The following is a 25049-nucleotide window of genomic DNA, read 5'->3' as shown; positions in this document are numbered from 1 at the left end:
CCGAATGGAGACTATCGTATTTACGCCGTGAATTTGAATATCCTCGGCATACGATTCGGCTATTAATTATTTGATAAATAACTGTTTATTCCGTACTTATTTCAGCTATTCCTCCGCAATACTGACACCTGTCACAGAACCAAATCCTAAAACCGCATATTTCTTTCCCTCGCATTTTGTGCTGCTTTTTATTTCACCCGTTTTCTCTGTAACAAGGATAGTTTTATGTCACTCAATGGATTACGTTTCACCCTCGATGTTGACGGCCTGTCGCCCGAGAGCTTCGCGGTTGTGAACTTTAGTCTGGCCCAGCATTATTCCTTCCCGTTTGTGCTCGAGGTTGATGTTGCCAGCGACGTTTTCCGGCTGACAGCGGAAAGGGTGCTGGAGAAAAACGCCACTCTGACCATCTGGCAGGGCGATACGCCTCAACGTTATGTCACGGGTGTAATCACCACCTTCGGAATGAAAGAAAACACCGGCTGGCAGATGTTGTATCGCTTCACGATTCACCCGCCGCTGTGGCGCGCAGGTTTGCGGCAAAATTTCCGTATTTTCCAGCAGCAGGATATTCAGACTATTTCAGCTCTCCTGCTGCAGGAAAACGGCATCACCGACTGGCAGCCTTACTTTTATGAAGACCATGCCGATCGCGAGTTCTGCGTCCAGTACGGCGAAAGCGACCTGGCATTTTTGTCACGCCTGTGGGCTGAAGAGGGGATTTTCTTCTTTGACAAGCACTCTCCGGACGGTGCGAGCCAGACATTAACGCTGTGTGATGATAAGGCGGGTCTGGCCCGGGCTGAATCCTCCTTCCCGTTTAACCCGAACACCCGAGAAGTCACCGATGAATGCGTCAGCGTATTTCGTTATGAAGCCTGCATCAGCCCCTCATCGGTAATAAGCCGGGACTACACCTTTAAAATACCGGACTGGCCGGGTCTCTATGACCACGATGCCAGACATCTCAACGGCCAGCGTTCGCAATATAAAATCTTTAATTATCCGGGGCGCTATAAAGACGAGCAACACGGCAAAGATTTTACCCGCTACCGCATGGACGGCCTGCGCAATGATGCAGAAAAAGCCAGCGGCTCGGCTAATACGCCAAAATTGTGGCCCGGCGTACGCTTTACGCTGACCAGACATCCGCAGGAAAACATGAACCGCAAATGGCAGGTGGTGCGCAGTCTGCTCAGGGGAGAACAACCGCAGGCGCTGCACGGCAGCCAGCGAAAAGGCACCACGCTCAGCAACCAGTTTGAGGTGATACCTGCCGACCGGACCTGGCGCTCCACGCCCCTGCCGAAGCCGAAAGTGGATGGCCCGCAGAGCGCTGTCGTCACCGGCCCTCCGGGAGAAGAAATATTCTGCGACGAATACGGACGCATTCGGGCCAAATTCATCTGGGACCGTTATCACGGCACCACCGAAGACAGCTCCTGCTGGATACGCGTCTCGCAGGCATGGGCGGGTGCTGGGTTTGGCAATCTCGCCATCCCACGCGTCGGCCAGGAAGTGATTGTTGATTTTCTCCATGGCGACCCTGACCAGCCGATCGTCATGGGGCGGGCCTATCACGAAGACAACCGTTCGCCAGGCGATCTACCGGGTACCAAAACCCAGATGACCATTCGTTCGAAAACCTACAAAGGTAGTGGGTTTAACGAACTGAAATTCGATGATGCAACCGGCAAGGAGCAGGTCTATATCCATGCGCAGAAAAACATGGATACGGAAGTGCTGAACAACCGCACCACAGATCTGAAAGTCGATCACAGCGAAACCATCGGCAACAACCAGAAGATAGTCGTAGGGCTGGGGCAAACGGTGACGGTGGGAAAAGAGAATGCGGGCGGCCATGACCAGAAAATTACCGTCACTCATGACAGGAAGGTGAACGTCGGCAACGACCAGACCGTGAAAGTGACAAACGACCGCAGCGCCAACATCAGTCACGACGACGGTCTGTATGTGGCGAATGATCGGAAAGTGACCGTGGAGGGCAGTCAGCACCATAAAACGACCGGTAATCACGCCAGTCTGGTGGAAGGGAAACACAGCCTTGAGGTAAAAGGCGACCAGGCTCAGAAAGTCAGCGGTGCGCTGGGCATTAAAGTTAACGGCGCTATCGTGCTGGAAAGCCGCAGTCAGATCAGCCTGAAGGTGGGCGCTTCGTTTGTGACGATACATGCCGGTGGCGTGGACATCATGGGGCCGATGATCAATCTCAACGGGGGTGGCAGTGCGGGAAGTCCGGTGGCGACGTTGAAACCAGCGGTTCTGAAGGCGTTGGCGGATGAGGGTGATGGTGGCTCGGATAGCGGCGATTCCGGTAGGGATAACGGAAACTCAGGTAACGGGGGTTCTGGGGGAGATGATGGATGCGATGATTCAGTAGATGGAAAAGATGAATCTGAACTGTATAGTTTATATTTCATCGTTACTGATGAGTTCAGTGATGAAATATTAGTAGATAGAAAATATGAAATTGAGTTGGCTGATGGAACTGTAATTACTGGTCGGACGAATAATGAAGGAAAAACCGAAGTGATTACATCTGAGCAGCCTATTTTCGCAACTATCAGAGTATACGAATCTAAAGTTACACCTATCGATCCAAAGTGGGATAGCTATCATGGGTAAAAAAAATAAACAAATCTCATGTTGCAACGTTGCAACCAGCGAAGGATTCATTGTCAGAAAAAGTAAAAGTTGACGATTCTGCACGTCTTCGAGAAATAAGATTGTTAGTTGAAAAGAATAATAAGTCTACACTTGATAGTAATCTTGTTATTTGCCAAATTTATATGGAATCACGTTTTGATGCTCATGCCGAAGTTGCGCACAATGCCAAAGGCTTAATGCAAATGCAAACTAATGCTGTAAAACAAGTTTTTCAATATCGGAAGGAAAAAGAAATAGGTAGGAAGGTAAATAAGATCGAGCAGGATGATGAGTTTTCAAAGGGAAAGAGTTTTCATGACAGCGAAAAAATGTTTGATGAGGGAATAAATATTCAAATTGGTACTGAATATATGCAGTATTGGTTAGATGTAAGTGGTTCGGTAGAACAAGCATATATAAAGTATCGTGGGCTTTATGGTCGTGGGGAGGGGGTTTATTATAAAAAAATTAAAAGTTGTGCCGATAAATTAGTTAAAGAACCTAACTCAATGCAATCTCTATTGGATATGGTGAAAACAAAATGAAACATATGTATGTTTTTATATTGCTTGCATGTAGCACATTTTGTTCTTCATTATATGCTAAAAATATACAGGAATGTAAGATTAGCAATGATACATTGGTAAAAATAAACTCTGTTCATAGTGTTGACGGTGGTGTAAGTTTTAGATTAATTATCAATGGAGTAGAGGGAAGTGCTTTTCCTGTTGCATCATATCAAGGATTTCCTGAACCTGTCAGCATTGTTATGAGTAAATGCATAAGAGGAGTGTTTGTATTTGTAATAAATTATGGGCCGCCATACCAGGTTGGTTTTTTGCTGAGGGAATATAAGTCAAACATACAGAGAATTGATTTTTCCGAAAAAGAAATTCCTGTTTATATTTTTCAAAATAAAGATGAGGTAGGTATAGTTATTCCTAACTTGGGAAATGAGGTAGAAGGTGAGTATATAATATACAAATATAAAAACTCGCTAATCGAATATAAAGGCAGTGATTTATTGCCGGATGCTAAATTTTATTCTTATATCAAATTAGCATCGTGATTTTTTAATGATTAATTTTGTGTGCGAGTTCCTTTAATGCTGAAGGTGCATGGGTGGTGGATTTTTATAAAATATCTGGTTCTAAAGGCTGGTGGATTGTTGAATTGAAAATGTTGACTATAAATTCGAATGAATGTAAATGAAATTACACAGAATGAAATAAGGGAACTTATAGATTCAAAGAGAGATGAAAGTGCAAGTCTGAAGAATAGAAAATGATTTTAAGAGAGGATGCTAATATTCTCGATAATGCCTACAACATCGATAGGTATATTACGGGAATTCCCCCGCATATAGCGGGGGAAATGATAAATATATCTACACGTTTCTCCGTTCTATCGTCTGCTCGCCCCAAAACAGCGAGTCTTTATCGGTTTTTTCAAATGCTAACGACAGCACCTCATCGCTACCATTTTCCCAAATTTTCTCCGCCATTTTTTCGTCGAATTTTGCGACTTCAAAAATAGCTTCTGCTATTTCAGGAGAGGTGTTTCTCAAACTCGCCCATTCACCAACATGATGAATTTTGGATTGTTGATTCTGCATGTTCTCCTCCATTAACCGTTTAATTTGACTGCTAAACTCGCCACGTACTCACCCTGGTAACGAGCGATAGACAGCTCTTCCTGGCTTGGCTGGCGCGAACCATCAGCACCGGCAATCGTTGTGGCACCGTATGGCGTCCCGCCGCGAACTTGTGAAACATCAAACAACTCTTGCGCCGCATAACCGATAGGGACAATCACCATTCCGTGATGCGCAAGCGTTGTCCACGTGGATGAAATTGTGTGTTCCTGGCCGCCGCCCGTGCCGGTAGAACTAAACACGCTGGCAAGTTTGCCGTGCAGGCCGCCTGCAACCCAAAGGCCACCTGTCTGATCGAGGAAGGTGCGCATTTGCCCGGACATATTGCCAAAGCGAGTGGGGGTGCCAAAAATGATTGCGTCGTAATCGCCAAGCTCTTGCGGAGTCGCTTGTGGAGCATTTTGCGTTTTCCCTCCCGCTTTTAAGAAAGCCTCTGCTGACATGGTTTCCGGGACGCGTTTCACCGTGACTTCTACACCATCAACTTTCTGCGCACCCTCTGCCACAGCGTGTGCCATGGTTTCGATGTGTCCGTACATTGAGTAATAAAGCACCAGAACTTTAGCCATTTCGCATCACTCCTACCTTGACGCAGCGTTTTGCTGCACTGAACTAAAGATATGTGCTGTGGCCCAGAGTGCAACTTAGAGTGCCGATTCCTTGATCCTTCACAATAGAAAGGAGAGGCTGAGCAAATGTCGCATTACGTCACATTTTCATTGAGTGACTATTTCATTAAAAATAAGAATGTCTTATGGATTAGGGGGTGAAAAAATCACCCATTCCGGCGATTACATGTTGCTAAATATTACGATTAACTGGTCAATTACCCTGTCTGCACTAAGCTTAGTTCCACGCGGTGTTGTGAAATGAAGCCTATCTAAGCCGCGCAGTGAAAGAGTTCTCTTTGACTGAATGCAATATGATGACTTAAGTATTTCACTAATCTGGAGGTTAGAAATGGCAAACCATCGTGGTGGTTCAGGTAATTTCGCTGAAGACCGTGAGAGAGCATCAGAAGCAGGTCGAAAAGGTGGCCAGCATAGTGGCGGGAATTTCAAGAATGACCCGCAACGCGCCTCGGAAGCAGGCCAAAAAGGGGGCAAAAATAGTCACGGCAAAGGCAGCAGTAAGTAAGCCAGCCAAGCTTTCGCAATTCGCTAAGTTATCTGTTTTCCCTTTTTAGATAGCTGATTGCCATCCCCACCGCCGGTTTTGACCGGCGGTTTTTATTTTCACTCGCCCATTGCAGCACCGTTCGCCTGAACGCAAACTAATGACCTCTTTGTTACATTTGAATTTGTGCTGGTACTTCCATGTCTGCCTTTTTGCGTCGTTACTCATTTACCGTTAAACCCCAGGAAGCCATTTTGATCCTCATCACCATGTTTTGGGGTGGGACTTTCCTTGCGGTGCAATATGCCATGACGATGAGCGGGCCGTTCTTCTTCGTTGGCTTACGCTTTGCTACTGCGGCGTTAGCGGTGGCGCTCCTTTCGCTTAAAACGTTACGCGGCCTGACCTGGCTTGAAGTCAAAGCCGGTGTGTTTATCGGTATTTCGATTGCTATCGGTTACAGCTTGCAAACCTGGGGTTTGCAGACCATCCCGAGCAGCAAATCGGCCTTTATCACGGCGATGTATGTTCCACTGGTGCCGGTGCTGCAATGGATTTGTCTGGGCAAAATGCCGGGGATCATGTCCTGGATTGGTGTTCTGCTTGCATTTATCGGCCTTATATTCCTCGCGGGGCCAGATGGGACGTCGCTAACGCTGGGGGCCGGTGAAATCATCACGCTTATCAGCGCGTTGGCCATTGCCGCAGAAATTATCCTGATTAGCGCCTGGGCCGGTAAAGTCGATATCAAGCGCGTGACCATTGTGCAGCTTGCCACCGCCTCGATAGTGGCGTTTGCCACTATGATTCCGGCGGGTGAAAGTACCCCTGCGTTGACGCCTGGTTTGTGGGGCATCGCGCTGGGACTCGGCATTTTTAGCGCCATTATTCAGGTCACAATGAACTGGGCGCAGCGCAGCGTTTCACCCACCCGTGCGACAGTGATTTATACCGGCGAGCCGGTGTGGGCGGGGATCTTTGGCCGACTAGCGGGTGAACGCTTACCGATGCTGGCGTTACTAGGTGGCGCACTGATTGTGTTGGGCGTTCTGGTGAGCGAGCTAAAACTTAAACGTATGAAAAAGGCACCGATATCGGATGATGAACTCAACGGGCAGGAGTCCTGATATGTGTGCGGCAGTAACGAAAGAAACCGGACGGCGTGTCCGCGCCGTAGCGGCAAAAAAGCAGGCTATTCTTGCAGCAGGACTGGAGTATTTCTCGCAATACGGCATTCACGGTACAAGTATCGAAAAGGTGGCGGAACGCGCAGAAGTGTCTAAAACGAACCTTCTCTATTATTTTCCGTCAAAAGAAGCGCTCTATATTGCGGTGCTTAAACAGATCCTGGATATCTGGCTTGCGCCACTACGCGCGTTTCGCGAGGATTTACAGCCGCTGGTGGCCATCAGCGAATACATCCGCCTGAAGCTCGAAGTGTCCCGTGATTATCCGCAGGCCTCACGCTTGTTCTGCCTGGAAATGCTACAAGGTGCGCCTCTGCTTAAAGAGGAGTTGACCGGGGATTTGAAATCTCTGATTGATGATAAATCGGCAATCATTGCGGGTTGGGTCGAAAGTGGCAAACTGGCGGCGGTTGATCCGCATCATCTGATTTTCATGCTTTGGGCGACGACGCAGCACTACGCCGATTTTGCAAGCCAGGTCGAGGCCGTGACAGGCAGTAATTTACAAAATGAAGAATTTTTCCGCCGCACAGTAGAAAACGTGCAGCGGATGATTATTGAGGGGATTCGGGTGCGTTAACTAGTGCTGTGGGAACACGCAGCTGACATCGCCTTCTTCACAATGCAGTGTGCTTTTCAACAGTTCCGTGCGTTCGCGGGTTTTGTCTGCCATGCACTGGGCATGAACCATCGGCGCAACGGATGCACCGTCAGCCCCGGATGCCATCAATGCGCAATCAGCGTCGCGAAAGGCAATCCACGCATTTTGCGCTGCTTTTAACAGGGGTTTTTGTGTGTCGGTGGCGAGTTTCATCGCCTCCTGGTATGTCTGATTGAGCAAATCATCCTGCTTTTTATATTCGTTGCCGTAGCACTCGTTGAGTCCAGCCTGCGAAGTGGCGGCGTCGCAACTGTCTGCCATAACGTTTGCGCTTAATAGCAGACCCGAAAGAAGTAAACACACGCGTTTCATTATTATTCCTCAAAGAAAAAGGCTCCATCAAGGAGCCTTTCTAGCGTAGTGAAATCTTAGCCGATTGTCATCAAACTGGCGTTGCCGCCTGCGGCTGCGGTGTTCACGCTCAGCGATCGCTCAACGTATAAACGCTCCAGCAACAGGTTTGTTTCACCGCGGGCAAAGCCTTGCACCGAAACAATCGCGCCAGTCCGTGCCGCGACTTTTTCACAGAGCGCGCGCAGTTGGTCGGAATCGCCGTGGTAAATCACAGCATCAAACACTTGACCGAGCAGCGCTTCTTCTTTGGCAAAATCGATATGCTTTTGCACCAACGCAGGAAGTGTTTTTGCCAGTTCACGATGCAGTTTGTCATCGGCCCACAGCGCACGGCTGCCAACACTGGTTACCGCCGCCAGTTGCACCAATGCATCTTGCTCGTTATCCGCAATACACAGCACGCGTTCACGTGGCATTAAGGCGTAAGTGTTGCGTTCGCCCGTTGGCCCCGGCAATTGACGAAGCGTGCCGCTTTGCGCGAGTTGTGCATAACGTTCGCACAGGGCTGGCAATTCACCTTTGTTGGCTGCCCATTGCGTCAGCGCCTGATGGGATGCTTGCAAGCTGGCTTTAAGCGTCGTATCCACCGGTAATTCAGCATCCTGGCGATTTAACGTGGTTTGCAGCGCATTATCAGGGCGGTTCGCCAGCAAGCGGTACAGATACAGCGGACCACCGGCTTTCGGACCGGTGCCTGATAAACCTTCGCCGCCAAATGGCTGCACACCTACAACCGCGCCAACCATATTGCGGTTGACATACATGTTGCCGACATGCGCGGAGCCGGTCACCTGAGCAATGGTTTCATCAATACGCGTATGCACGCCGAGCGTCAGGCCGTATCCCGCGGCATTGATTTGGTTAATCAGTGCTTCGAGGTTGCTGCGGTTGTAGCGCACCACGTGCAGCACTGGACCAAAGACCTCTTTTTGCATCTCGTCAAAGCTTTCCAGCTCAATCAGCGTTGGCGCAACGAAAGTCCCGTTTTGCCACTCTTTCGCATCCACGGAGTTATCACGTACGGCCTGGAATACTTTGCGGCCTTTGCTGCGCAGGGTCTGGATGTGTTGTTCGATATTCTCTTTGGCTTCGGCGTCGATAACCGGGCCGATGTCCGTCGTCAGGCGGCCTGGATTACCCATACGGCATTCTGCCATCGCACCGCGCAGCATTTGCAGAGTATGTTCGGCAACATCTTCCTGAATACACAGCACACGCAGTGCAGAACAACGCTGTCCGGCGCTATCAAACGCTGAGGCCAGCACGTCAACCACGACTTGCTCAGTGAGCGCCGAGGAATCCACTATCATCGCGTTCAGACCGCCGGTTTCAGCAATCAGCGGCGTTGGACGGCCTTGTGGATCAAGACGATCAGCAATGTTGCGTTGCAACAGCGTCGCCACTTCGGTGGAGCCAGTAAACATCACGCCGCGAACACGGGAATCGCCCGTCAGCTGCGCACCAACGGTTTCGCCACGGCCAGGCAGCAATTGCAACACGCCCGCAGGTACACCCGCTTCCAGTAAAATTGAGACACCCAAGGCGGCAATCAGTGGTGTTTGTTCAGCCGGTTTTGCCAGCACGCTGTTACCCGCGGCAAGGGCGGCGGCAATCTGGCCGCTAAAGATAGCCAGTGGGAAGTTCCACGGACTGATACAGACCACTGGGCCGAGTGGACGGTGGGTTTCGTTATCGAAATCATTGCGCACCTGGCCTGCGTAGTAGTGCAGGAAGTCCACGGCTTCACGCACTTCAGCAATCGCGTTGCTAAAGGTTTTACCCGCTTCACGCACCAGAATGCCAATCAATTTCTGCATCTGGCCTTCCATCATCACGGCTGCACGTTCAAGAATAGCCGCACGCTCTTGAGGAGGGGTTGCAAACCAGATTGGCGCGTTGTTAACCGCACTTTCCAGGGCTTGCGAAACTTCTTCTGGCGTGGCTTCGCGAGTGAAGCCCACTATGTCGGTCGGCTCTGCCGGGTTTTTCACCGCAACCAGGTCGCCTGTCGGAACGGCCTTTTCCAGAATCGGCAGCGCTTGCCATTTTTGCGCGGCGCTGTTGAGCAGGGCAGAGGAGAGCGACGCCAGACGATGTTCGTTGGCTAAATCCAGGCCGCTTGAGTTGGTGCGATCGGCTCCATACAACTCTTTTGGTAGTGGGATTTTTGGATGCGGCAGACCGAGCTGGCCTTCTTTGCCTGCAATCGCTTCAATGGCGGTAACCGGGTCGGCAACCAGTTCGGCGAGCGGCAACGTGTTGTCAGCAATTCGGTTAACGAATGAGGTATTGGCCCCGTTTTCTAACAGGCGGCGCACCAGGTAGGCCAGCAGTGTTTCATGTGTACCGACTGGCGCATAAATGCGGCAAGGACGGTTCAGTTTGCCATCAGCAACTTTGCCCACCACTTGATCGTAAAGTGGCTCACCCATGCCGTGCAGGCACTGGAATTCATATTGACCAGGGTAATAGTTTTGCCCCGCCAGGTTGTAGATTGCTGCAAGCGTGTGGGCGTTGTGCGTAGCGAACTGCGGGTAAATCAGATTTGGCACAGCCAGCAATTTCTTCGCGCAGGCCAGATAGGAAATATCGGTATAAACCTTACGCGTATAAACCGGATAACCTTCCAGGCCATCCATCTGTGCGCGTTTGATTTCGCTATCCCAGTAGGCGCCTTTCACCAGGCGAATCATCAGACGGCGACGGCTACGGGAAGCCAGATCAACCAGGTAATCAATGACAAACGGGCAGCGTTTTTGATATGCCTGAATCACAAAGCCAATGCCGTTCCAGCCTGCCAGTTCTGGCTCGAAGCAGAGTTTTTCCAGCAGATCGAGCGAGATCTCCAGGCGATCGGCTTCTTCGGCGTCGATATTAATACCGACATCATACTGGCGCGCCAGCAGCGTCAGAGATTTTAAACGTGGGTACAACTCTTCCATGACGCGGTCGTACTGCGCACGGCTGTAACGTGGGTGTAAGGCCGAGAGTTTGATGGAAATGCCCGGGCCTTCATAAATGCCACGTCCGTTAGACGCTTTACCAATAGCGTGGATCGCTTGCTGGTAAGAAACCATGTATGCCTGCGCATCGGCCGCGGTCAGCGCGGCTTCGCCCAACATATCGTAGGAGTAGCGGAAACCTTTTTCTTCCAGTTTGCGGGCGTTGGCTAACGCTTCGGCGATGGTTTCGCCGGTCACAAATTGCTCGCCCATTAAACGCATCGCCATATCCACACCTTTGCGGATCAGCGGCTCGCCACTCTTACTGATAATGCGGTTAAGCGAATGGGAGAGGCTGGCTTCGTTGTGCGTGGAAACCAGGCGACCCGTAAACAGTAAACCCCAGGTCGCGGCGTTGACGAACAGCGACGGACTGCGGCCAATGTGCGAATGCCAGTTACCGTTGCTGATTTTGTCGCGAATGAGCGCATCACGCGTGGCTTTATCCGGGATGCGCAGTAACGCTTCGGCCAGACACATCAGCGCCACACCTTCTTGTGATGAAAGTGAGAATTCTTGCAACAAACCTTGTACCATGCCCGCCCGGCCTGATGCGCTCTTCTGATTGCGCAGTTTATCGGCCAGCTGATAAGCCAGTTTGTGGGTTTGTTCGGCGATGGTTTGCGGCAGACGAGCCTGTTCCAGAATCATCGGTACTGCATCGGTTTCCGGGCGACGCCAGGCGGCGGTAATGGCGGCGCGAGTGACCGATTGCGGCAGAATTTGTTCAGCGAAATCGAGGAAAGGCTGGTGCGCTTCGTCAACGTGCGGCGCAGCTTCGTCACTTTCGTTTGCCGCACCGGCTAACAGGGCCGGGAGTTCTGGCAACTCATCGTTGTTTTCGAGGCGTTCCAGATAATTAAAAATCGCCTGTTTAATGAGCCAGTGAGGTGTGCGGTCAATGCGTGAAGCGGCTTCTTTAATACGCTCGCGAGTTGCGTCGTCCAGTTTTACGCCCATGGTGGTGGCCATTCGTGCTCCTTTTTACCCGTCATCCTTTGAGCCGCAGGGGTGTTGGCTGCAGGAACTCACCCCAGTCACTTACTTTAGTAAGCTCCTGGGGATTCATTCCTTTGCCGCCTACCTGCAACTCAAATGATTTAGGGTAGAAGTGTGTATGTGCTGATAAAAGTTATCCGGCAATATCTATCATGTTGCAACTTTGTGCAACCTTGTTAAATGTGAGCCAGATAGCAAGCTGGAAAAAGAGTGAATTGTTAAATCAAAAAGTAAGTAAGTTGTCTGGCAGGTCATTGGTCGCAGGGTTGATTTATGGACGTAGTTAACACTTTTCGCAGGTGCAACCATAAAAAGCGTGAGCAAGTGCAACCTCCAGCAAAAAGCTATTTTTTGTGTGGTGAATGTTTTGTGAATAACGTGTTAAATCGTTTGTGAATGGAAAATGCTTCCTGTACGTTACGGTCGCAAACTGGAATGACTATAAATAAACCGCGCTGCGTTCCGGTGCGGTAATACCGGGTATAACCGGTAATAATCTGGAGAACTTGCATGACCATGAGTACACCAATGCTGGTGACCTTCTTCATCTATATCTTTGGCATGATATTGATTGGGTTTATCGCCTGGCGTTCAACCAAGAACTTTGATGACTACATTCTGGGCGGTCGCAGCCTGGGAAGCGTGGTCACCGCATTATCAGCAGGCGCGTCCGACATGAGCGGCTGGCTGTTGATGGGCCTGCCTGGTGCCATCTTCCTTTCTGGTATTTCGGAAAGCTGGATTGCCATCGGTTTGACGGCTGGCGCTTACATTAACTGGAAATTGGTCGCTGGGCGTTTACGTGTTCACACCGAAGTGAACAATAACGCACTGACATTGCCTGATTATTTCACCGGGCGTTTTGAAGATAAAAGCCGCATCCTGCGTATTATCTCGGCGTTAGTTATCCTGCTGTTCTTCACCATCTATTGCGCATCAGGCATCGTGGCGGGAGCACGTCTGTTCGAAAGCACGTTCGGTATGAGCTACGAAACCGCATTGTGGGCGGGAGCTGCGGCAACCATCATTTATACCTTCGTGGGTGGTTTCCTGGCAGTAAGCTGGACCGATACCGTACAGGCGAGCCTGATGATTTTCGCCCTGATCCTGACACCGGTTATGGTGGTGATTGCGGTTGGCGGATTTGACGATTCCATGGCAGTTATCAAGCAAAAAAGCATTGAAAACGTCGATATGCTGAAAGGCCTGAACTTCGTGGCAATCATCTCGCTGATGGGCTGGGGTCTGGGCTACTTCGGCCAGCCACACATTCTGGCGCGTTTCATGGCGGCAGATTCCCATCACACAATCGTTAATGCGCGTCGCATCAGTATGACGTGGATGATTCTGTGTCTGGGTGGCGCGTGCGCCGTGGGCTTCTTCGGCATTGCTTACTTCAACAATAACCCGTCGCTGGCGGGAGCGGTCAGCCAGAACAGCGAGCGCGTGTTCATCGAGCTGGCACAATTGCTGTTCAACCCGTGGATTGCAGGCATCTTGTTATCTGCCATTTTGGCGGCGGTGATGTCTACCCTGAGCTGCCAGTTGCTGGTGTGTTCAAGCGCAATTACTGAAGACTTGTATAAAGCCTTCTTCCGTAAAGATGCCGGGCAGAAAGAGTTGGTGTGGGTAGGGCGCTTCATGGTGCTGTTGGTTGCTCTCATCGCCATCGCGCTGGCGGCAAACCCTGAAAACCGCGTCCTTGGCCTGGTCAGTTACGCCTGGGCAGGTTTCGGTGCCGCATTTGGCCCTGTAGTGCTGTTCTCAGTTATGTGGTCACGTATGACGCGTAATGGCGCGTTAGCGGGGATGATTATCGGTGCGCTGACGGTTATCGTCTGGAAACAGTTTGGCTGGTTAGGCCTGTATGAAATCATCCCAGGCTTTGTCTTCGGTAGCATCGGTATTGTGGTGGTGAGCCTGCTGGGCAAAGCACCAAGCACCTCAATGCAGAAGCGCTTTGCGCAAGCTGATGAGATTTATCACACCGCGCCACCGAGCAAATTGCAGGTTGAGTAACAGGGTATCGCTTAACTGAATCATTCCCAACGGGCCGCAAAAACGCGGCCCTTTTTACATCTGCTTATAAATATCTTAACAATCCGCTTGTGTTTATTTTTGTGGTAATGATAATCACAATCGTTCTGGTTTTACTTTTCTTTACGTCTTTTGACCTGAGTTCACAGTTGGAGTATCAGGAATGTTTGTTCCGTTTCTCATTATGTTGCGCGAAGGCCTGGAAGCCGCGCTGATTGTTAGTTTGATAGCCAGCTATCTGAAACGCACACAACGCGGCCAATGGATTGGCGTTATGTGGATTGGGGTTGTTGCTGCGGCAGCACTTTGCCTGGGTTTGGGCATCTTCATTAACGAAACTACCGGTGAATTCCCGCAAAAAGAGCAGGAGTTGTTTGAAGGCATCGTCGCGGTTATCGCGGTCTTCATCCTGACCTGGATGGTGTTCTGGATGCGCAAAGTGTCGCGCAACGTCAAAGTCCAGTTAGAGCAAGCGGTAGATAACGCATTACATAGCAAAGGTAGCCACGGCTGGGCGCTGATTCTGATGGTGTTCTTTGCCGTCGCGCGTGAAGGGCTTGAGTCAGTCTTCTTTCTGCTGGCGGCATTCCAGCAGGACGTCGGCATCATGCCACCGCTCGGGGCAATGCTCGGTCTGGGTACCGCGATTGTTCTCGGCTTCCTGCTGTATTGGGGCGGTATCCGTCTGAATCTCGCCGTTTTCTTTAAATGGACCAGCTTGTTTATTTTGCTGGTGGCGGCAGGCCTTGCTGCGGGTGCGGTGCGCGCATTCCACGAAGCGGGGTTGTGGAACCATTTCCAGGACATCGCTTTTGATCTGAGTAATGTCCTTTCAACGCATTCCCTGACTGGCACGCTGCTTGAAGGCATTTTTGGTTACCAGGAAGCGCCGAGCGTCAGCGAAGTGGCGATGTACTTTATTTACCTGATCCCCGCGCTGGTGCTGTTCTTTATCCCCCCGCGCATGGGCAACCAGGCGACAAATCAGGCTCGTTAATCATCTTGCGGCGAATATGTCGCCGCTTAGTTACAACATACTAAATTTTTAAAGGGATTGGCCATGACTACACATTTTCGTCGTAAAGCCCTGCATGTAGCGCTGTTTGCGCTGGTTTCTTCAGCCTTCGCCGCGCAGGCTGCGGATGTTCCTCAGGTAAAAGTCACTGTTACCGATAAACAGTGCGAACCGATGAACATCACGGTTAACGCGGGCAAAACTCAGTTCATCATTCAGAACAACAGCCAGAAAGCGCTGGAGTGGGAAATCCTCAAAGGGGTGATGGTCGTTGAAGAGCGCGAAAACATCGCACCGGGCTTCTCGCAGAAAATGACGGCGAACCTGCAAGCGGGTGAATACGACATGACGTGTGGTTTGCTCAGTAACCCGAAAGGCAAGCTTATCGTTAAAGCAGCAGGCGACCAGGCTGCGCCGAAGAACGATCTGCTGGCATTGACCGGTCCAATTACAGAATACAAAGCGTACGTTACCGCGCAAATGGTCGAACTGGTTAGAGGCACCAAAGCCTTTACTGATGCGGTAAAAGCGGGCGATATCGAAAAAGCAAAATCCCTGTATGCGCCAACGCGTCAGTATTACGAGCGCATTGAACCGATTGCTGAACTGTTCTCTGACCTCGACGGCAGCATCGATGCCCGTGAAGACGATTACGAGCAGAAAGCGAACGATCCGAAATTCACCGGCTTCCACCGTCTGGAAAAAGCGCTGTTTGGTGATAACACCACCAAAGGCATGGAGAAATATGCCGATCAGCTGAATACCGACGTGCTGGAGTTGCAAAAGCGTATCTCTGAACTGGCTTTCCCACCAAGCAAAGTGGTAGGTGGCGCGGCGGGTCTGATTGAAGAAGTCGCTGCCAGCAAGATCAGCGGTGAAGAAGACCGTTACAGCCACACTGACCTGTGGGACTTCCAGGCAAACGTTGATGGCGCACAGAAAATCGTAAACTTGTTGCGTCCTGTTCTGGCGAAAGACAACGCGCCATTGCTGGCTAAAGTGGATGCCAACTTCAAGAAAGTCGACACTATCCTCGCGAAATATCGCACCAAAGAGGGTTTTGAGACGTATGACAAATTGACTGACGCTGACCGTAATGCGCTGAAAGGGCCGGTAACGGCATTGGCTGAAGATTTGTCGCAACTGCGTGGCGTTCTGGGTCTGGACTAAGTTTGATGGAAGAAAATAGCAAAAACGGCGTGCATCAACCGGCACGCCGTCGGTTACTGAAAGGGTTGGGCGCACTCGGTGGCGCCCTTGCCGTTGTCGCTGGCTGCCCAGTGGCGCACGCGGCAAAACAAGAGACTTCTCCGGGTACGTTGCCGCCTGACGCTCGCATGGAAAAACAACCGTTCTACGGTGTGCATCAGGCCGGCGTACTCACACCTCAGCAAGCGGCAATGATGCTGGTGGCGTTCGATGTGCTGGCCAGTGACAAAGCGGATCTCGAGCGCTTGTTCAAGTTACTGACGGCGCGTTTCGATTTCCTGACCACGGGCGGCCCGGCACCGGATACGCCGAATCCACGGATGCCACCGATGGACTCCGGTATCCTCGGCGCTGAAATCTACCCTGATAACCTGACTATCACGCTGTCGGCGGGGACGTCACTGTTCGATGAACGCTTCGGTCTGAAAGGGCAGAAGCCGACAAAGCTGCAGAAAATGGAACGTTTCTCCAACGATTCTTTAGACGCCAGCTTGTGTCATGGTGATTTGCTTATCCAGATATGCGCGAATACGGCGGACACGGTTATCCACGCTTTACGCGACATTATCAAACACACGCCCGATTTACTCAGTGTGCGCTGGAAGCGGGAAGGGTTTATCTCTAACCATGCGGCGCGCTCGCGTGGCAAAGAAACCCCGATCAACTTGCTCGGTTTTAAAGACGGAACCGCCAATCCAGATAGCAGCAACCAGCCGCTGATGGATGAAGTGGTTTGGGTGACGGGCAACCAGCAGGAACCAGCTTGGGCGGTGGGTGGCAGTTACAAAGCGGTGCGCATTATTCAGTTCCACGTTGAGTCATGGGACAGAACGCCACTGAAAGAACAGCAAACCATTTTTGGCCGCGACAAACACAGTGGTGCACCGTTGGGAATGAAGAATGAGCATGATGAACCTGATTATGTTGCCGATCCCGATGGCAATGTGATTGCGCTGGATGCGCATATTCGTCTGGCCAATCCCCGCACCAAAGAGACCCAGTCAAACCTAATGATGCGCCGAGGTTATAGCTATTCGTTGGGCGTTTCCAAATCTGGCCAGCTGGATATGGGATTATTGTTTGTCTGCTTCCAGCATGATCTTGAGAAAGGTTTTCTGGAGGTGCAGCAACGGCTTAACGGTGAGGCGCTGGAAGAGTATGTGAAGCCGATTGGCGGCGGATACTTCTTTGTCCTGCCTGGCGTTAAAGATAATCAGCATTATTTAGGGCAGGGGCTTTTAGAGGCTTGATGCGGTAATTTTTGAAACCACCCTCATCCTAACCTTCTCCCTGAGGGAGAAGGGACCAGGCCGAAGTCGCCAGAGAGAGCAGAGGCTATCATTCTCTCTATCCTCAAGGGGAAGGGGTGCACGGATTTCTCCCTCTCCTGGGGGAGAGGGCTGGGGTGAGGGCGTCCTGCATTCCCACAAAACCCTAATTCCTTCCCCTGCTAATTTTTCATTTGCTAACAATTTGTCTGCCTACTATTCATCCAATTTTTAAATAACTATACCTTTGATATAAAAGTGTAATATTTTTATGTCATAAATCTGATTAACGCGTGACGAAACGCGAATGTTGAATTAAAGTAAAATAAGTGTTGCAATTAAGATAAAATTTGATGTATTTAAAGCAAGAGCGGTAGTTCCCGACTGTGAATTTAAATCACAATGGAGACAGCGCATGGTAGGGTCCTGTACTGGACGATTAAACAAACATCTTACCCGCACCATCCTGTGCGGAGGTCTCTCCTCCGGCTTCGCTATCTTCACCGCTAAAACCTCAAACCCTTTAAAAACTCAGAGTGTCAACGATGCGCTAAGCGGCGTATTTCGTCTAACTGGTGCATCCTCTCAACCGGCAGTTTATGGCTTAAAAGGAAGCCAAACCTCATCCGTTAGTGAGCATAATCGCGTATCTGAAAGTGACGCGGGAAATGAAACCAACTGTAAGGTGCCATCCATGGGAAGACAGAAAGCAGTGATCAAAGCTCGTCGCGAAGCAAAACGTGTGCTGAGACGGGATTCACGTAGCCACAAACAACGTGAAGAGGAATCGGTCACATCGCTTGTGCAGATGAGCGGCGTTGAATCTATCGGCATGGCCAGGGATTGCCGTGATAATTCACCTATAGCAGCGCGAAATGAGGCTCAGCAGCACTATCTTAACGCCATCGAGAAAAAGCAGCTGATATTCGCCACCGGCGAAGCAGGTTGCGGCAAGACGTATATCAGTGCGGCGAAAGCCGCTGAGGCCCTGATACATAAGGATGTCGACAGGATAATTGTTACCCGCCCGGTTCTGCAAGCTGACGAAGATCTCGGCTTCTTACCTGGGGATATTTCGGAAAAATTCGCCCCTTATTTCCGCCCGGTCTATGACATCCTGGTGCGACGTTTAGGGTCGTCTTTCATGCAGTACTGCCTGCGTCCCGAAATTGGCAAAGTAGAAATTGCGCCGTTCGCCTATATGCGCGGACGTACCTTCGAAAATGCGGTGGTTATTCTTGATGAGGCGCAGAACGTCACCGCAGCGCAGATGAAAATGTTCTTAACGCGCCTTGGGGAAAACGTGACGGTGATCGTCAATGGCGATATCACACAATGTGATTTGCCGCGGGGTGTTCAGTCTGGCCTGAGTGATGCTCTGGCACGTTTTGAAGAAGATGAGATGATTGGTGTTGTCCAATTTGGCAAACAAGATTGTGTGCGCTCAGCCCTTTGCCAGCGCACGTTGAATGCCTACGACTGATTTCTGGTGTGATAGATTCGCAAAGCCCAAACTCTGTTTGGGCTTTTTTCTTTGCGCGAATTATTTGCCCAAAATGTGAAGGGTATCAAAACGGATGGTCAATGAGAGACAATTCTGGGCTCCTTAAAAATATTCCCCATCAGATTGTTGCCGTATACTGTTTACAACCAGAAACAATCATAACTTACCAATAATTCGCTTTTGCAGGTGTGGGTTGTGCTGAAATCCGACATGCAGGCAATTGCAACGTGAGGAAACTATTATGACTAAAAAGCGTATTTACCTATTTTGTTCTGCCGGTATGTCCACTTCATTACTCGTTTCAAAAATGAAGGCGCAGGCTGAGAAATATGAAGTCCCTGTTGTTATTGAAGCCTGGCCTGAAACTCTGGCGGCTGAAAAAGGCAAAGATGCGGACTTAGTATTACTGGGACCGCAAATCGCTTATATGCTTCCAGAAATTCAAAAAGTATTACCGGGTAAAACGGTCGAAGTCATTGACTCGGCAATGTACGGTAAAATTGATGGGTTAGGCGTACTTAAAGCCGCCGTCGCATCGATTAAGAAAGCAGCAAATAGTTAATTTTTTTTATTGTTTTATTTTTCCGTCAAAGAACGACCTTACACAACCTGGCCGCAAGATTCTTGCGGCAATAAAGGAAATTCCAAATGAGTAAAGTCATTGATTCACTTGAGAAGATATTGCTTCCTTTCGCAGTGAAAATTGGGAAGCAACCGCACGTCAACGCAATTAAAAATGGTTTCATCAAATTAATGCCATTGACCCTTGCCGGGGCCATGTTTGTATTAATCAATAACGTCTTTCTGAGTTTTGGCGCCGGTTCCTTTTTCTATTCTTTAGGTATTCGCTTAGATCCCTCGACCATTGAAACCCTTAATGGGTTAAAAGCCATTGGCGGCAATGTGTATAACGGCACATTGGGTATTATGTCGCTAATGGCTCCTTTTTTCATTGGTATGGCGCTTGCTGAAGAACGTAAAGTTGACCCTCTTGCTGCCGGTTTATTATCCGTTGCAGCATTTATGACCGTAACACCTTATAGCGTGGGCGAAGCTTATGCTGTTGGTGCTAACTGGTTAGGTGGTCAGAATATTATTTCCGGTATTGTTATTGGTCTGGTTGTCGCGGAACTCTTTACCTTTGTTATCCGTCGCAATTGGGTTATTACTTTGCCAGATAGCGTACCGACTTCGGTATCACGTTCATTCTCTGCATTAATTCCAGGTTTCCTGATCCTGTCTATTTTCGGGATTATTTCCTGGCTGCTGGCAAATCACGGTAGCAACTTCCACCAGATCATTATGGATTCCATCTCTACGCCGCTGGCGTCGATGGGTGCAGTCGTGGGCTGGGCGTACGTTATCTTCAACTCCCTGCTGTGGTTCTTTGGTGTGCATGGTTCACTGGCGCTTACCGCGCTGGACAACGGCATCATGACCCCATGGGCGCTGGAAAACATCGCTCTCTATAATCAGTATGGTTCTGTACAAGCTGCGATTGACGCAGGCAAACAGTTCCACTTCTGGGCTAAACCAATGCTCGACTCCTACATCCTGTTGGGTGGTTCTGGTGCGACACTGGGTCTGATTATCGCCATCTTTATCGCTTCACGCCGTGCGGATCACCGTCAGGTTGCGAAACTGGCACTGCCATCAGGCATCTTCCAGATTAACGAACCTATCCTGTTCGGTCTGCCAATCATCATGAACCCGGTTATGTTTATCCCGTTTGTGCTGGTTCAACCGATTCTGGCAGCCATCACGCTTGCGGCTTACTCACTGGGCATCATTCCACCGGTCACCAACCTGGCACCGTGGACCATGCCAACCGGCTTAGGCGCCTTCTTTAACAGTAACGGTAGCATCGCAGCCTTGTTAGTCGCTCTGTTTAACCTGGGTGTCGCAACCTGTGTCTACATGCCATTTGTTATCTTGTCGAACAAAGCGCAGGCGGTTATTGAAGAAGAAGAAAGTGAAGAAGATATTGCTAACGCTCTGAAATTCTAATCTTAAATTCTGAATAGTTTTGGTTGGGGATAGCCCCCCTTATCCCCAACCACTTTAAAAGTACCGGGAGAAAGTTTGATGTTTAACTTAGATAACGCAGTAGATAACGAAGTCGATACCAACGACCTTGAAGAAGTGGTAATGGGCTTAATCATCAATTCCGGCCAGGCGCGCAGCCTTGCATATGCAGCACTGAAAATCGCTAAAGCAGGCGATTTTGAAAAGGCCTGGGAATTGATGGGGCAGTCTCGTGAAGCGCTGAATGAAGCCCACCTGGTGCAAACTAAACTGATTGAAGGTGACCAGGGCGAAGGCAAAACCAAAGTGAGTCTGGTGCTGGTTCATGCACAAGATCACCTGATGACCTCGATGCTGGCACGTGAGTTGGTCACAGAACTTATTGAGCTTCACGAAAAAATAAAATAAGTTGGAGGACCTTATGCAGCCACCGGTAATCAGTATGGAAATCAGTACGGCACGTGAGAGTCAACTTTTTGATGGTCAACATTTCCACATGTTCATCCACAACAAAGTCGAAAGTGTCTCCGGGCTGCACCAGCATGATTATTACGAGTTCACGGTGGTACTAACCGGGCGTTATTACCAGGAAATTAACGGTAAACGTGTGCTGCTGGAGAGAGGGAGTTTTGTTTTCATTCCGCTGGGTTCTTATCATCAAAGCTTTTATGACTTTGGTGCTACCCGGATCCTGAATGTCGGTATCAGCAAAGCTTTTTTTGAACAGCATTATTTACCGTTATTTCCAGCCTATTTTATTGCTTCACAGGTTTATCAGATTAAGAACGAATTTCTGACTTATATTGAATCTGTAACGGCCTCATTAAACTTTCGTCAGGGTGAGTTTAATGAATTTCTTGAGATGGTGACGTTTTATATTGTTAATCGTCTGCGCCATCACAAAGAATCAGAATCAGGGGGGGATATTCCTGCCTGGCTGAAAAACACCGTCGAGCAGATGCATGGTAAATCAATGTTCGGTGATAAAGCATTAGTGAACATGGTGGAGTTGTCTGGAAAGTCGCAGGAGTACTTAACCCGCGCCACACAACGCCATTACGGTAAAACACCGATGCAAATTATCAATGAAATAAGAATTAATTTTGCTAAGAAACAACTGGAGATTACCAACTATTCTGTCACCGATATCGCTTTCGAGTCAGGTTACAGTAGCGCCAGCATGTTTATTAAAAACTTTAAAAAATTAACGTCATTTACACCGCAGCATTATCGGAAGCAGTTATACAGCATAAAATAATCTGTATATGTATTAGTGAGGGTTGGGAATTATTCCTGGCATATTCATGCCATATATAACCTTCAATAATACATCTATATCTCTGCCTTAATTAAAGTGCAATCGGAGTCCCTATGAGTAAAAAATTGAAAGTCGTCACAATCGGTGGTGGGAGCAGCTATACCCCTGAATTACTCGAAGGTTTTATTAAACGTTACGAAGAATTGCCGATCACTGAATTATGGTTGGTCGATGTTGAGGCCGGTAAAGAGAAACAAGATATTATCTTTGATCTTTGCTTGCGCATGATTGAACGCGCTGGTGTGCCGATTGCGCTATATAAAACCCTCGATCGCCGCGAAGCGCTGGTGGATGCCGACTTTGTTACCACGCAATTGCGTGTTGGCCAACTGAAAGCCCGTGAACTTGATGAGCGCATTCCGCTGGGTTACGGCTACTTAGGTCAGGAAACAAACGGGGCAGGTGGTTTGTTTAAAGGCCTGCGTACTATTCCCGTGATTTTTGACATTATTAACGACGTGAAAGAAATCTGCCCTGACGCGTGGGTGATTAACTTCACCAACCCGGCCGGCATGGTGACTGAGGCGGTGTATCGCCACACTGATTTCAAGAAATTCATTGGCGTGTGTAACATCCCAGTGGGCATGAAAATGTTCATTAAAGATGTGTTAAAACTCAAGCCAACCGATGAATTGAATATCGACTTATTCGGTCTGAACCACATGGTGTTCATCAGAGATGTGCTGGTTAACGGAACCTCTCGTTTTGACGAACTGCTGGATGGCGTGGCCGCCGGTACATTAACCGCGGGTTCAGTGAAAAACATCTTTGATCTGCCATTCAGCGAAGGCTTGATTCGTTCCTTGCGCCTGCTGCCGTGCTCTTATTTGCTCTATTACTTCAAGCAAAAAGAGATGCTGGCTATCGAAATGGGTGAATTCTACAAAGGCGGTGCGCGCGCAACTGTCGTTCAGAAAGTGGAAAAACAACTGTTCGAGCTGTACAAAGATCCGGCGTTGAATGTCAAACCGAAAGAACTGGAACTGCGTGGTGGGGCTTACTATTCTGACGCGGCTTGTGAAGTGATCAGCGACATTTATAACGACAAGCAAAGCGAGCATTACGTTAACGTGCCGCATCATGGTCACGTTGATAATATTCCTGCTGATTGGGCGGTCGAAATGACCTGTACTATCGGTCGCGATGGCGCAACACCGAGCTCGCGCATCACCCATTTTGATGAAAAAGTGCTGGGTCTGATTTACACCATCAAAGGTTTTGAAGTTGCGGCAAGCGAAGCGGCTCTGAGCGGTAACTTTAACGATGTGTTACTGGCGCTGAACTTGAGCCCACTCATCCATTCCGACAAAGATGCTGAGAAAATTGCCCGCGACATGCTGCTCGCGCACGAAGCAAATCTACCAAACTTTGCGCAAGCAATCGCTGCACTTAAATAACTGGAGGCCTTCCCTTATCGGGGAAGGCAGCCTACCGAGGCGACAATGGATAAGTTATTAATTGTTAACGCGGACGATTTTGGGCTTTGCAAAGCACAAAATTATGGAATTATCGATGCTTACATCAACGGTGTGGTGACGTCGACCACCGCGATGGTTAACGCCCATGGCATTGAACATGCCGTTGCGTTAAGTGCTAAACAGCCTGGACTGGCGATTGGCATGCACTTTGTGCTGACGCTAGGGCGCCCGATATCGGCTATGCCGGGGCTGACGGATGAAAAGGGCGAGTTAGGGAAATGGATTTGGCAACGTGCCGAAGAAAATACCTTACCCCTGGCAGAAATTGAACACGAGCTGGCATGCCAGTTTGCAAGATTTGTCGAATTGTTTGGCCGCGCACCAACACACATCGACAGTCATCACCATGTCCATATGATCCCGCAAATCTATCCGATTGTTGAAGCTTTCGCGAAGGCGAAAGGTCTTCCAGTACGCTTTGACTACGATGCGGCCAGAACGGATGAGATTGAGCAGCACGGAGTTAAAACCACGCAAGGCTTTGATAGCGGCTTTTATGGTGAGCAAATAACGGAATCGCTGTTCCTCGACACGTTAGAGAGATCAATGACCCGAGGTGAGCAATCGTTAGAGGTGATGTGTCATCCTTCGTTTATCGATAACACGATTCTTGCCAGCAAGTACTGTTATCCGCGTCTGGCTGAACTGGATGTCTTAACTTCCGCTTCGCTTAAATACGCGATTGCAGAACGCGGGTATCGCCTGGGTACGTTCAAAGATCTGTAATCTTAGTTGTGGTAGAGCAGTGGTTTAGCCCAACGGCGAGTTGTCATACCCGAACTTAGGTTCGGGTTTTTTTGTCTTTTTTGGCAGGCTATAAACGAAAAAAAAGCCCGTATTTTCATACGAGCTCTTCTTCAAATGTGGCGGTGAGAGAGGGGCTGACTGCGCTGCGCTTGCCCTTCGGGCGTCATGGTCGAAAGCGCCCCTGACGTCCAAATGCTAAAGCATTTGTCGAACCTCGGGTCGAGGGTTCTCACCCGTCTCTCCACGGGGTACGGGCGAAAAAAAAGTCTGAACGTTAGTTCAGACTTTCTCTTGGAATGTGGCGGTGAGAGAGGGGTTCGAACCCTCGATACGTTGCCGTATACACACTTTCCAGGCGTGCTCCTTCAGCCACTCGGACACCTCACCGTTTTGTTTCTGTTGCCAACATCAGGGGGCAACGGGGCGCTACTATAGGGTCTCAACCCTATTCGGTCAAGTTTAATCTTCGGTTTACGAATCGTTCGGTTAAGGTGTGAACGATGCTGAATTTAAGGCGAAAAAAAAGTCTGAACGTTAGTTCAGACTTTCTCTTGGAATATGGCGGTGAGAGAGGGGTTCGAACCCTCGATACGTTGCCGTATACACACTTTCCAGGCGTGCTCCTTCAGCCACTCGGACACCTCACCGTTTTGTTGTTCCCTGACTTCTGGAACGGGCGCTAATGTAGGGAAATCTGCGCGCTGCGTCAATTCACTTTTCGAAATATCGGCGCGTTTAGCCAAACTTCAAACAACTTGCTTCTTAAAACAGCAAAGCGTGGTGATTTTTTATTAGATTCATCTGATGT

Annotated in this window: 21 protein-coding genes and 2 tRNA genes; 17 read left to right on the top strand and 6 right to left on the bottom strand. The window is 49.5% G+C overall.

The features are described from left to right. Positions 1-225 precede the first annotated feature (225 nt). From OH773_RS14050 to OH773_RS14040, 3 genes are read left to right on the top strand one after another with little or no spacing between them, the layout of a single operon-like run. Positions 226-2646: a type VI secretion system Vgr family protein gene (locus tag OH773_RS14050; protein WP_270139418.1), complete on the top strand. Its 2421-nt coding sequence runs from the start codon at positions 226-228 to the stop codon at positions 2644-2646. A 50-nt stretch (positions 2647-2696) separates the two neighbouring features. Continuing rightward, positions 2697-3212: a transglycosylase SLT domain-containing protein gene (locus tag OH773_RS14045; protein ID WP_270139417.1), complete on the top strand. Its 516-nt coding sequence runs from the start codon at positions 2697-2699 to the stop codon at positions 3210-3212. Continuing rightward, positions 3209-3736, top strand: coding sequence for a hypothetical protein (locus OH773_RS14040; protein WP_270139416.1), 528 nt, complete (start codon positions 3209-3211; stop codon positions 3734-3736). The genes OH773_RS14045 and OH773_RS14040 overlap by 4 nt, the downstream gene beginning before the upstream one ends. Before the next feature lie 318 nt (positions 3737-4054). Here the strand turns inward: OH773_RS14040 and OH773_RS14035 are convergent, their stop codons facing one another. Beyond that, positions 4055-4282, bottom strand: a complete 228-nt coding sequence (locus tag OH773_RS14035; RefSeq protein WP_183273188.1) for a YccJ family protein — start codon at positions 4280-4282, stop codon at positions 4055-4057. An 11-nt stretch (positions 4283-4293) separates the two neighbouring features. Further along, positions 4294-4890, bottom strand: coding sequence for an NAD(P)H:quinone oxidoreductase (gene wrbA, locus OH773_RS14030; protein ID WP_270139415.1), 597 nt, complete (start codon positions 4888-4890; stop codon positions 4294-4296). Positions 4891-5281: 391 nt separating this feature from the next. On the opposite strand from wrbA, the gene OH773_RS14025 reads away from it, so the two are divergent. The 3 genes from OH773_RS14025 (at position 5282) to rutR (ending at position 7204) form a co-directional block, all read left to right on the top strand. Further along, positions 5282-5458: a general stress protein gene (locus OH773_RS14025; RefSeq protein ID WP_034456279.1), complete on the top strand. Its 177-nt coding sequence runs from the start codon at positions 5282-5284 to the stop codon at positions 5456-5458. Between the two features lie 179 nt (positions 5459-5637). Then, on the top strand, positions 5638-6564 hold the full coding sequence (locus OH773_RS14020; protein ID WP_270139414.1) for a DMT family transporter: 927 nt from the start codon (positions 5638-5640) through the stop codon (positions 6562-6564). Between the two features lies 1 nt (position 6565). Then, positions 6566-7204 (top strand): HTH-type transcriptional regulator RutR, encoded by a 639-nt coding sequence (rutR, locus tag OH773_RS14015; protein WP_270139413.1) that lies wholly within the window; start codon positions 6566-6568, stop codon positions 7202-7204. On the opposite strand, the gene OH773_RS14010 is transcribed toward rutR, so the two are convergent. Together OH773_RS14010 and putA are read right to left on the bottom strand one after the other, a co-directional pair. After that, on the bottom strand, positions 7205-7597 hold the full coding sequence (locus OH773_RS14010; RefSeq protein ID WP_270139412.1) for a lysozyme inhibitor LprI family protein: 393 nt from the start codon (positions 7595-7597) through the stop codon (positions 7205-7207). 56 nt (positions 7598-7653) lie between these two features. Beyond that, a complete protein-coding gene (gene putA / locus OH773_RS14005) occupies positions 7654-11613 on the bottom strand; it encodes a trifunctional transcriptional regulator/proline dehydrogenase/L-glutamate gamma-semialdehyde dehydrogenase (RefSeq protein ID WP_270139411.1) in 3960 nt (1319 codons plus the stop codon). Between the two features lie 537 nt (positions 11614-12150). On the opposite strand from putA, the gene putP reads away from it, so the two are divergent. The 11 genes from putP to chbG all read left to right on the top strand — a co-directional run bounded on the left by putP (position 12151) and on the right by chbG (position 24220). Continuing rightward, positions 12151-13659, top strand: coding sequence for a sodium/proline symporter PutP (gene putP / locus OH773_RS14000; RefSeq protein WP_270139410.1), 1509 nt, complete (start codon positions 12151-12153; stop codon positions 13657-13659). Between the two features lie 181 nt (positions 13660-13840). Further along, complete coding sequence (gene efeU, locus OH773_RS13995) at positions 13841-14674, top strand: iron uptake transporter permease EfeU (RefSeq protein WP_183273195.1); 834 nt, start codon at positions 13841-13843, stop codon at positions 14672-14674. 63 nt (positions 14675-14737) lie between these two features. Next, positions 14738-15862 (top strand): iron uptake system protein EfeO, encoded by a 1125-nt coding sequence (gene efeO / locus OH773_RS13990; protein ID WP_270139409.1) that lies wholly within the window; start codon positions 14738-14740, stop codon positions 15860-15862. A 5-nt stretch (positions 15863-15867) separates the two neighbouring features. Continuing rightward, positions 15868-17151: an iron uptake transporter deferrochelatase/peroxidase subunit gene (efeB, locus tag OH773_RS13985; protein WP_270139408.1), complete on the top strand. Its 1284-nt coding sequence runs from the start codon at positions 15868-15870 to the stop codon at positions 17149-17151. A 712-nt stretch (positions 17152-17863) separates the two neighbouring features. Next, on the top strand, positions 17864-18652 hold the full coding sequence (phoH, locus tag OH773_RS13980; RefSeq protein WP_270139407.1) for a phosphate starvation-inducible protein PhoH: 789 nt from the start codon (positions 17864-17866) through the stop codon (positions 18650-18652). Positions 18653-18914: 262 nt separating this feature from the next. Continuing rightward, entirely contained in the window at positions 18915-19235 is a 321-nt protein-coding gene (locus OH773_RS13975; protein WP_270139406.1) for a PTS sugar transporter subunit IIB, read from the top strand. 86 nt (positions 19236-19321) lie between these two features. Then, on the top strand, positions 19322-20680 hold the full coding sequence (gene chbC, locus OH773_RS13970; RefSeq protein ID WP_270139405.1) for a PTS N,N'-diacetylchitobiose transporter subunit IIC: 1359 nt from the start codon (positions 19322-19324) through the stop codon (positions 20678-20680). Positions 20681-20758: 78 nt separating this feature from the next. Further along, positions 20759-21106 (top strand): PTS N,N'-diacetylchitobiose transporter subunit IIA, encoded by a 348-nt coding sequence (gene chbA / locus OH773_RS13965; protein ID WP_183273201.1) that lies wholly within the window; start codon positions 20759-20761, stop codon positions 21104-21106. A gap of 34 nt (positions 21107-21140) precedes the next feature. Continuing rightward, the gene (chbR, locus tag OH773_RS13960) at positions 21141-21956 is read left to right on the top strand and encodes a transcriptional regulator ChbR (RefSeq protein ID WP_442865611.1); all 816 of its coding nucleotides are present in this window, start codon (positions 21141-21143) and stop codon (positions 21954-21956) included. 113 nt (positions 21957-22069) lie between these two features. Next, entirely contained in the window at positions 22070-23413 is a 1344-nt protein-coding gene (locus OH773_RS13955; RefSeq protein ID WP_270139404.1) for a 6-phospho-beta-glucosidase, read from the top strand. A gap of 45 nt (positions 23414-23458) precedes the next feature. Next, positions 23459-24220 (top strand): chitin disaccharide deacetylase, encoded by a 762-nt coding sequence (gene chbG / locus OH773_RS13950; RefSeq protein WP_270139403.1) that lies wholly within the window; start codon positions 23459-23461, stop codon positions 24218-24220. Positions 24221-24540: 320 nt separating this feature from the next. On the opposite strand, the gene OH773_RS13945 is transcribed toward chbG, so the two are convergent. Both OH773_RS13945 and OH773_RS13940 read right to left on the bottom strand, forming a co-directional pair. Continuing rightward, a tRNA-Ser gene (locus OH773_RS13945) sits at positions 24541-24628 on the bottom strand. A 172-nt stretch (positions 24629-24800) separates the two neighbouring features. After that, a tRNA-Ser gene (locus OH773_RS13940) sits at positions 24801-24888 on the bottom strand. Between the last annotated feature and the right edge of the window lie 161 nt (positions 24889-25049).

Origin of the sequence: Buttiauxella sp. WJP83 (assembly GCF_027594725.1) — a bacterium.
Lineage (GTDB): Bacteria > Pseudomonadota > Gammaproteobacteria > Enterobacterales > Enterobacteriaceae > Buttiauxella > Buttiauxella selenatireducens.
This window is presented reverse-complemented; position numbering and strand designations above follow the sequence as displayed.

What these genes read in the sequence shown, in the direction of transcription:
- chbA (WP_183273201.1), top strand. Translation starts at nt 20,759, where the DNA reads ATGTTTAACTTAGATAACGCAGTAGATAACGAAGTCGATACCAACGAC.
- chbG (WP_270139403.1), top strand. Translation starts at nt 23,459, where the DNA reads ATGGATAAGTTATTAATTGTTAACGCGGACGATTTTGGGCTTTGCAAA.
- OH773_RS14040 (WP_270139416.1), top strand. Translation starts at nt 3,209, where the DNA reads ATGAAACATATGTATGTTTTTATATTGCTTGCATGTAGCACATTTTGT.
- putP (WP_270139410.1), top strand. Translation starts at nt 12,151, where the DNA reads ATGACCATGAGTACACCAATGCTGGTGACCTTCTTCATCTATATCTTT.
- phoH (WP_270139407.1), top strand. Translation starts at nt 17,864, where the DNA reads ATGGGAAGACAGAAAGCAGTGATCAAAGCTCGTCGCGAAGCAAAACGT.
- OH773_RS14010 (WP_270139412.1), bottom strand. Translation starts at nt 7,597, where the DNA reads ATGAAACGCGTGTGTTTACTTCTTTCGGGTCTGCTATTAAGCGCAAAC.
- OH773_RS14025 (WP_034456279.1), top strand. Translation starts at nt 5,282, where the DNA reads ATGGCAAACCATCGTGGTGGTTCAGGTAATTTCGCTGAAGACCGTGAG.
- chbC (WP_270139405.1), top strand. Translation starts at nt 19,322, where the DNA reads ATGAGTAAAGTCATTGATTCACTTGAGAAGATATTGCTTCCTTTCGCA.
- efeU (WP_183273195.1), top strand. Translation starts at nt 13,841, where the DNA reads ATGTTTGTTCCGTTTCTCATTATGTTGCGCGAAGGCCTGGAAGCCGCG.
- putA (WP_270139411.1), bottom strand. Translation starts at nt 11,613, where the DNA reads ATGGCCACCACCATGGGCGTAAAACTGGACGACGCAACTCGCGAGCGT.
- OH773_RS14035 (WP_183273188.1), bottom strand. Translation starts at nt 4,282, where the DNA reads ATGCAGAATCAACAATCCAAAATTCATCATGTTGGTGAATGGGCGAGT.
- efeO (WP_270139409.1), top strand. Translation starts at nt 14,738, where the DNA reads ATGACTACACATTTTCGTCGTAAAGCCCTGCATGTAGCGCTGTTTGCG.
- rutR (WP_270139413.1), top strand. Translation starts at nt 6,566, where the DNA reads ATGTGTGCGGCAGTAACGAAAGAAACCGGACGGCGTGTCCGCGCCGTA.
- OH773_RS14020 (WP_270139414.1), top strand. Translation starts at nt 5,638, where the DNA reads ATGTCTGCCTTTTTGCGTCGTTACTCATTTACCGTTAAACCCCAGGAA.
- OH773_RS14050 (WP_270139418.1), top strand. Translation starts at nt 226, where the DNA reads ATGTCACTCAATGGATTACGTTTCACCCTCGATGTTGACGGCCTGTCG.
- OH773_RS13955 (WP_270139404.1), top strand. Translation starts at nt 22,070, where the DNA reads ATGAGTAAAAAATTGAAAGTCGTCACAATCGGTGGTGGGAGCAGCTAT.
- wrbA (WP_270139415.1), bottom strand. Translation starts at nt 4,890, where the DNA reads ATGGCTAAAGTTCTGGTGCTTTATTACTCAATGTACGGACACATCGAA.
- chbR (WP_442865611.1), top strand. Translation starts at nt 21,141, where the DNA reads ATGGAAATCAGTACGGCACGTGAGAGTCAACTTTTTGATGGTCAACAT.
- efeB (WP_270139408.1), top strand. Translation starts at nt 15,868, where the DNA reads ATGGAAGAAAATAGCAAAAACGGCGTGCATCAACCGGCACGCCGTCGG.
- OH773_RS13975 (WP_270139406.1), top strand. Translation starts at nt 18,915, where the DNA reads ATGACTAAAAAGCGTATTTACCTATTTTGTTCTGCCGGTATGTCCACT.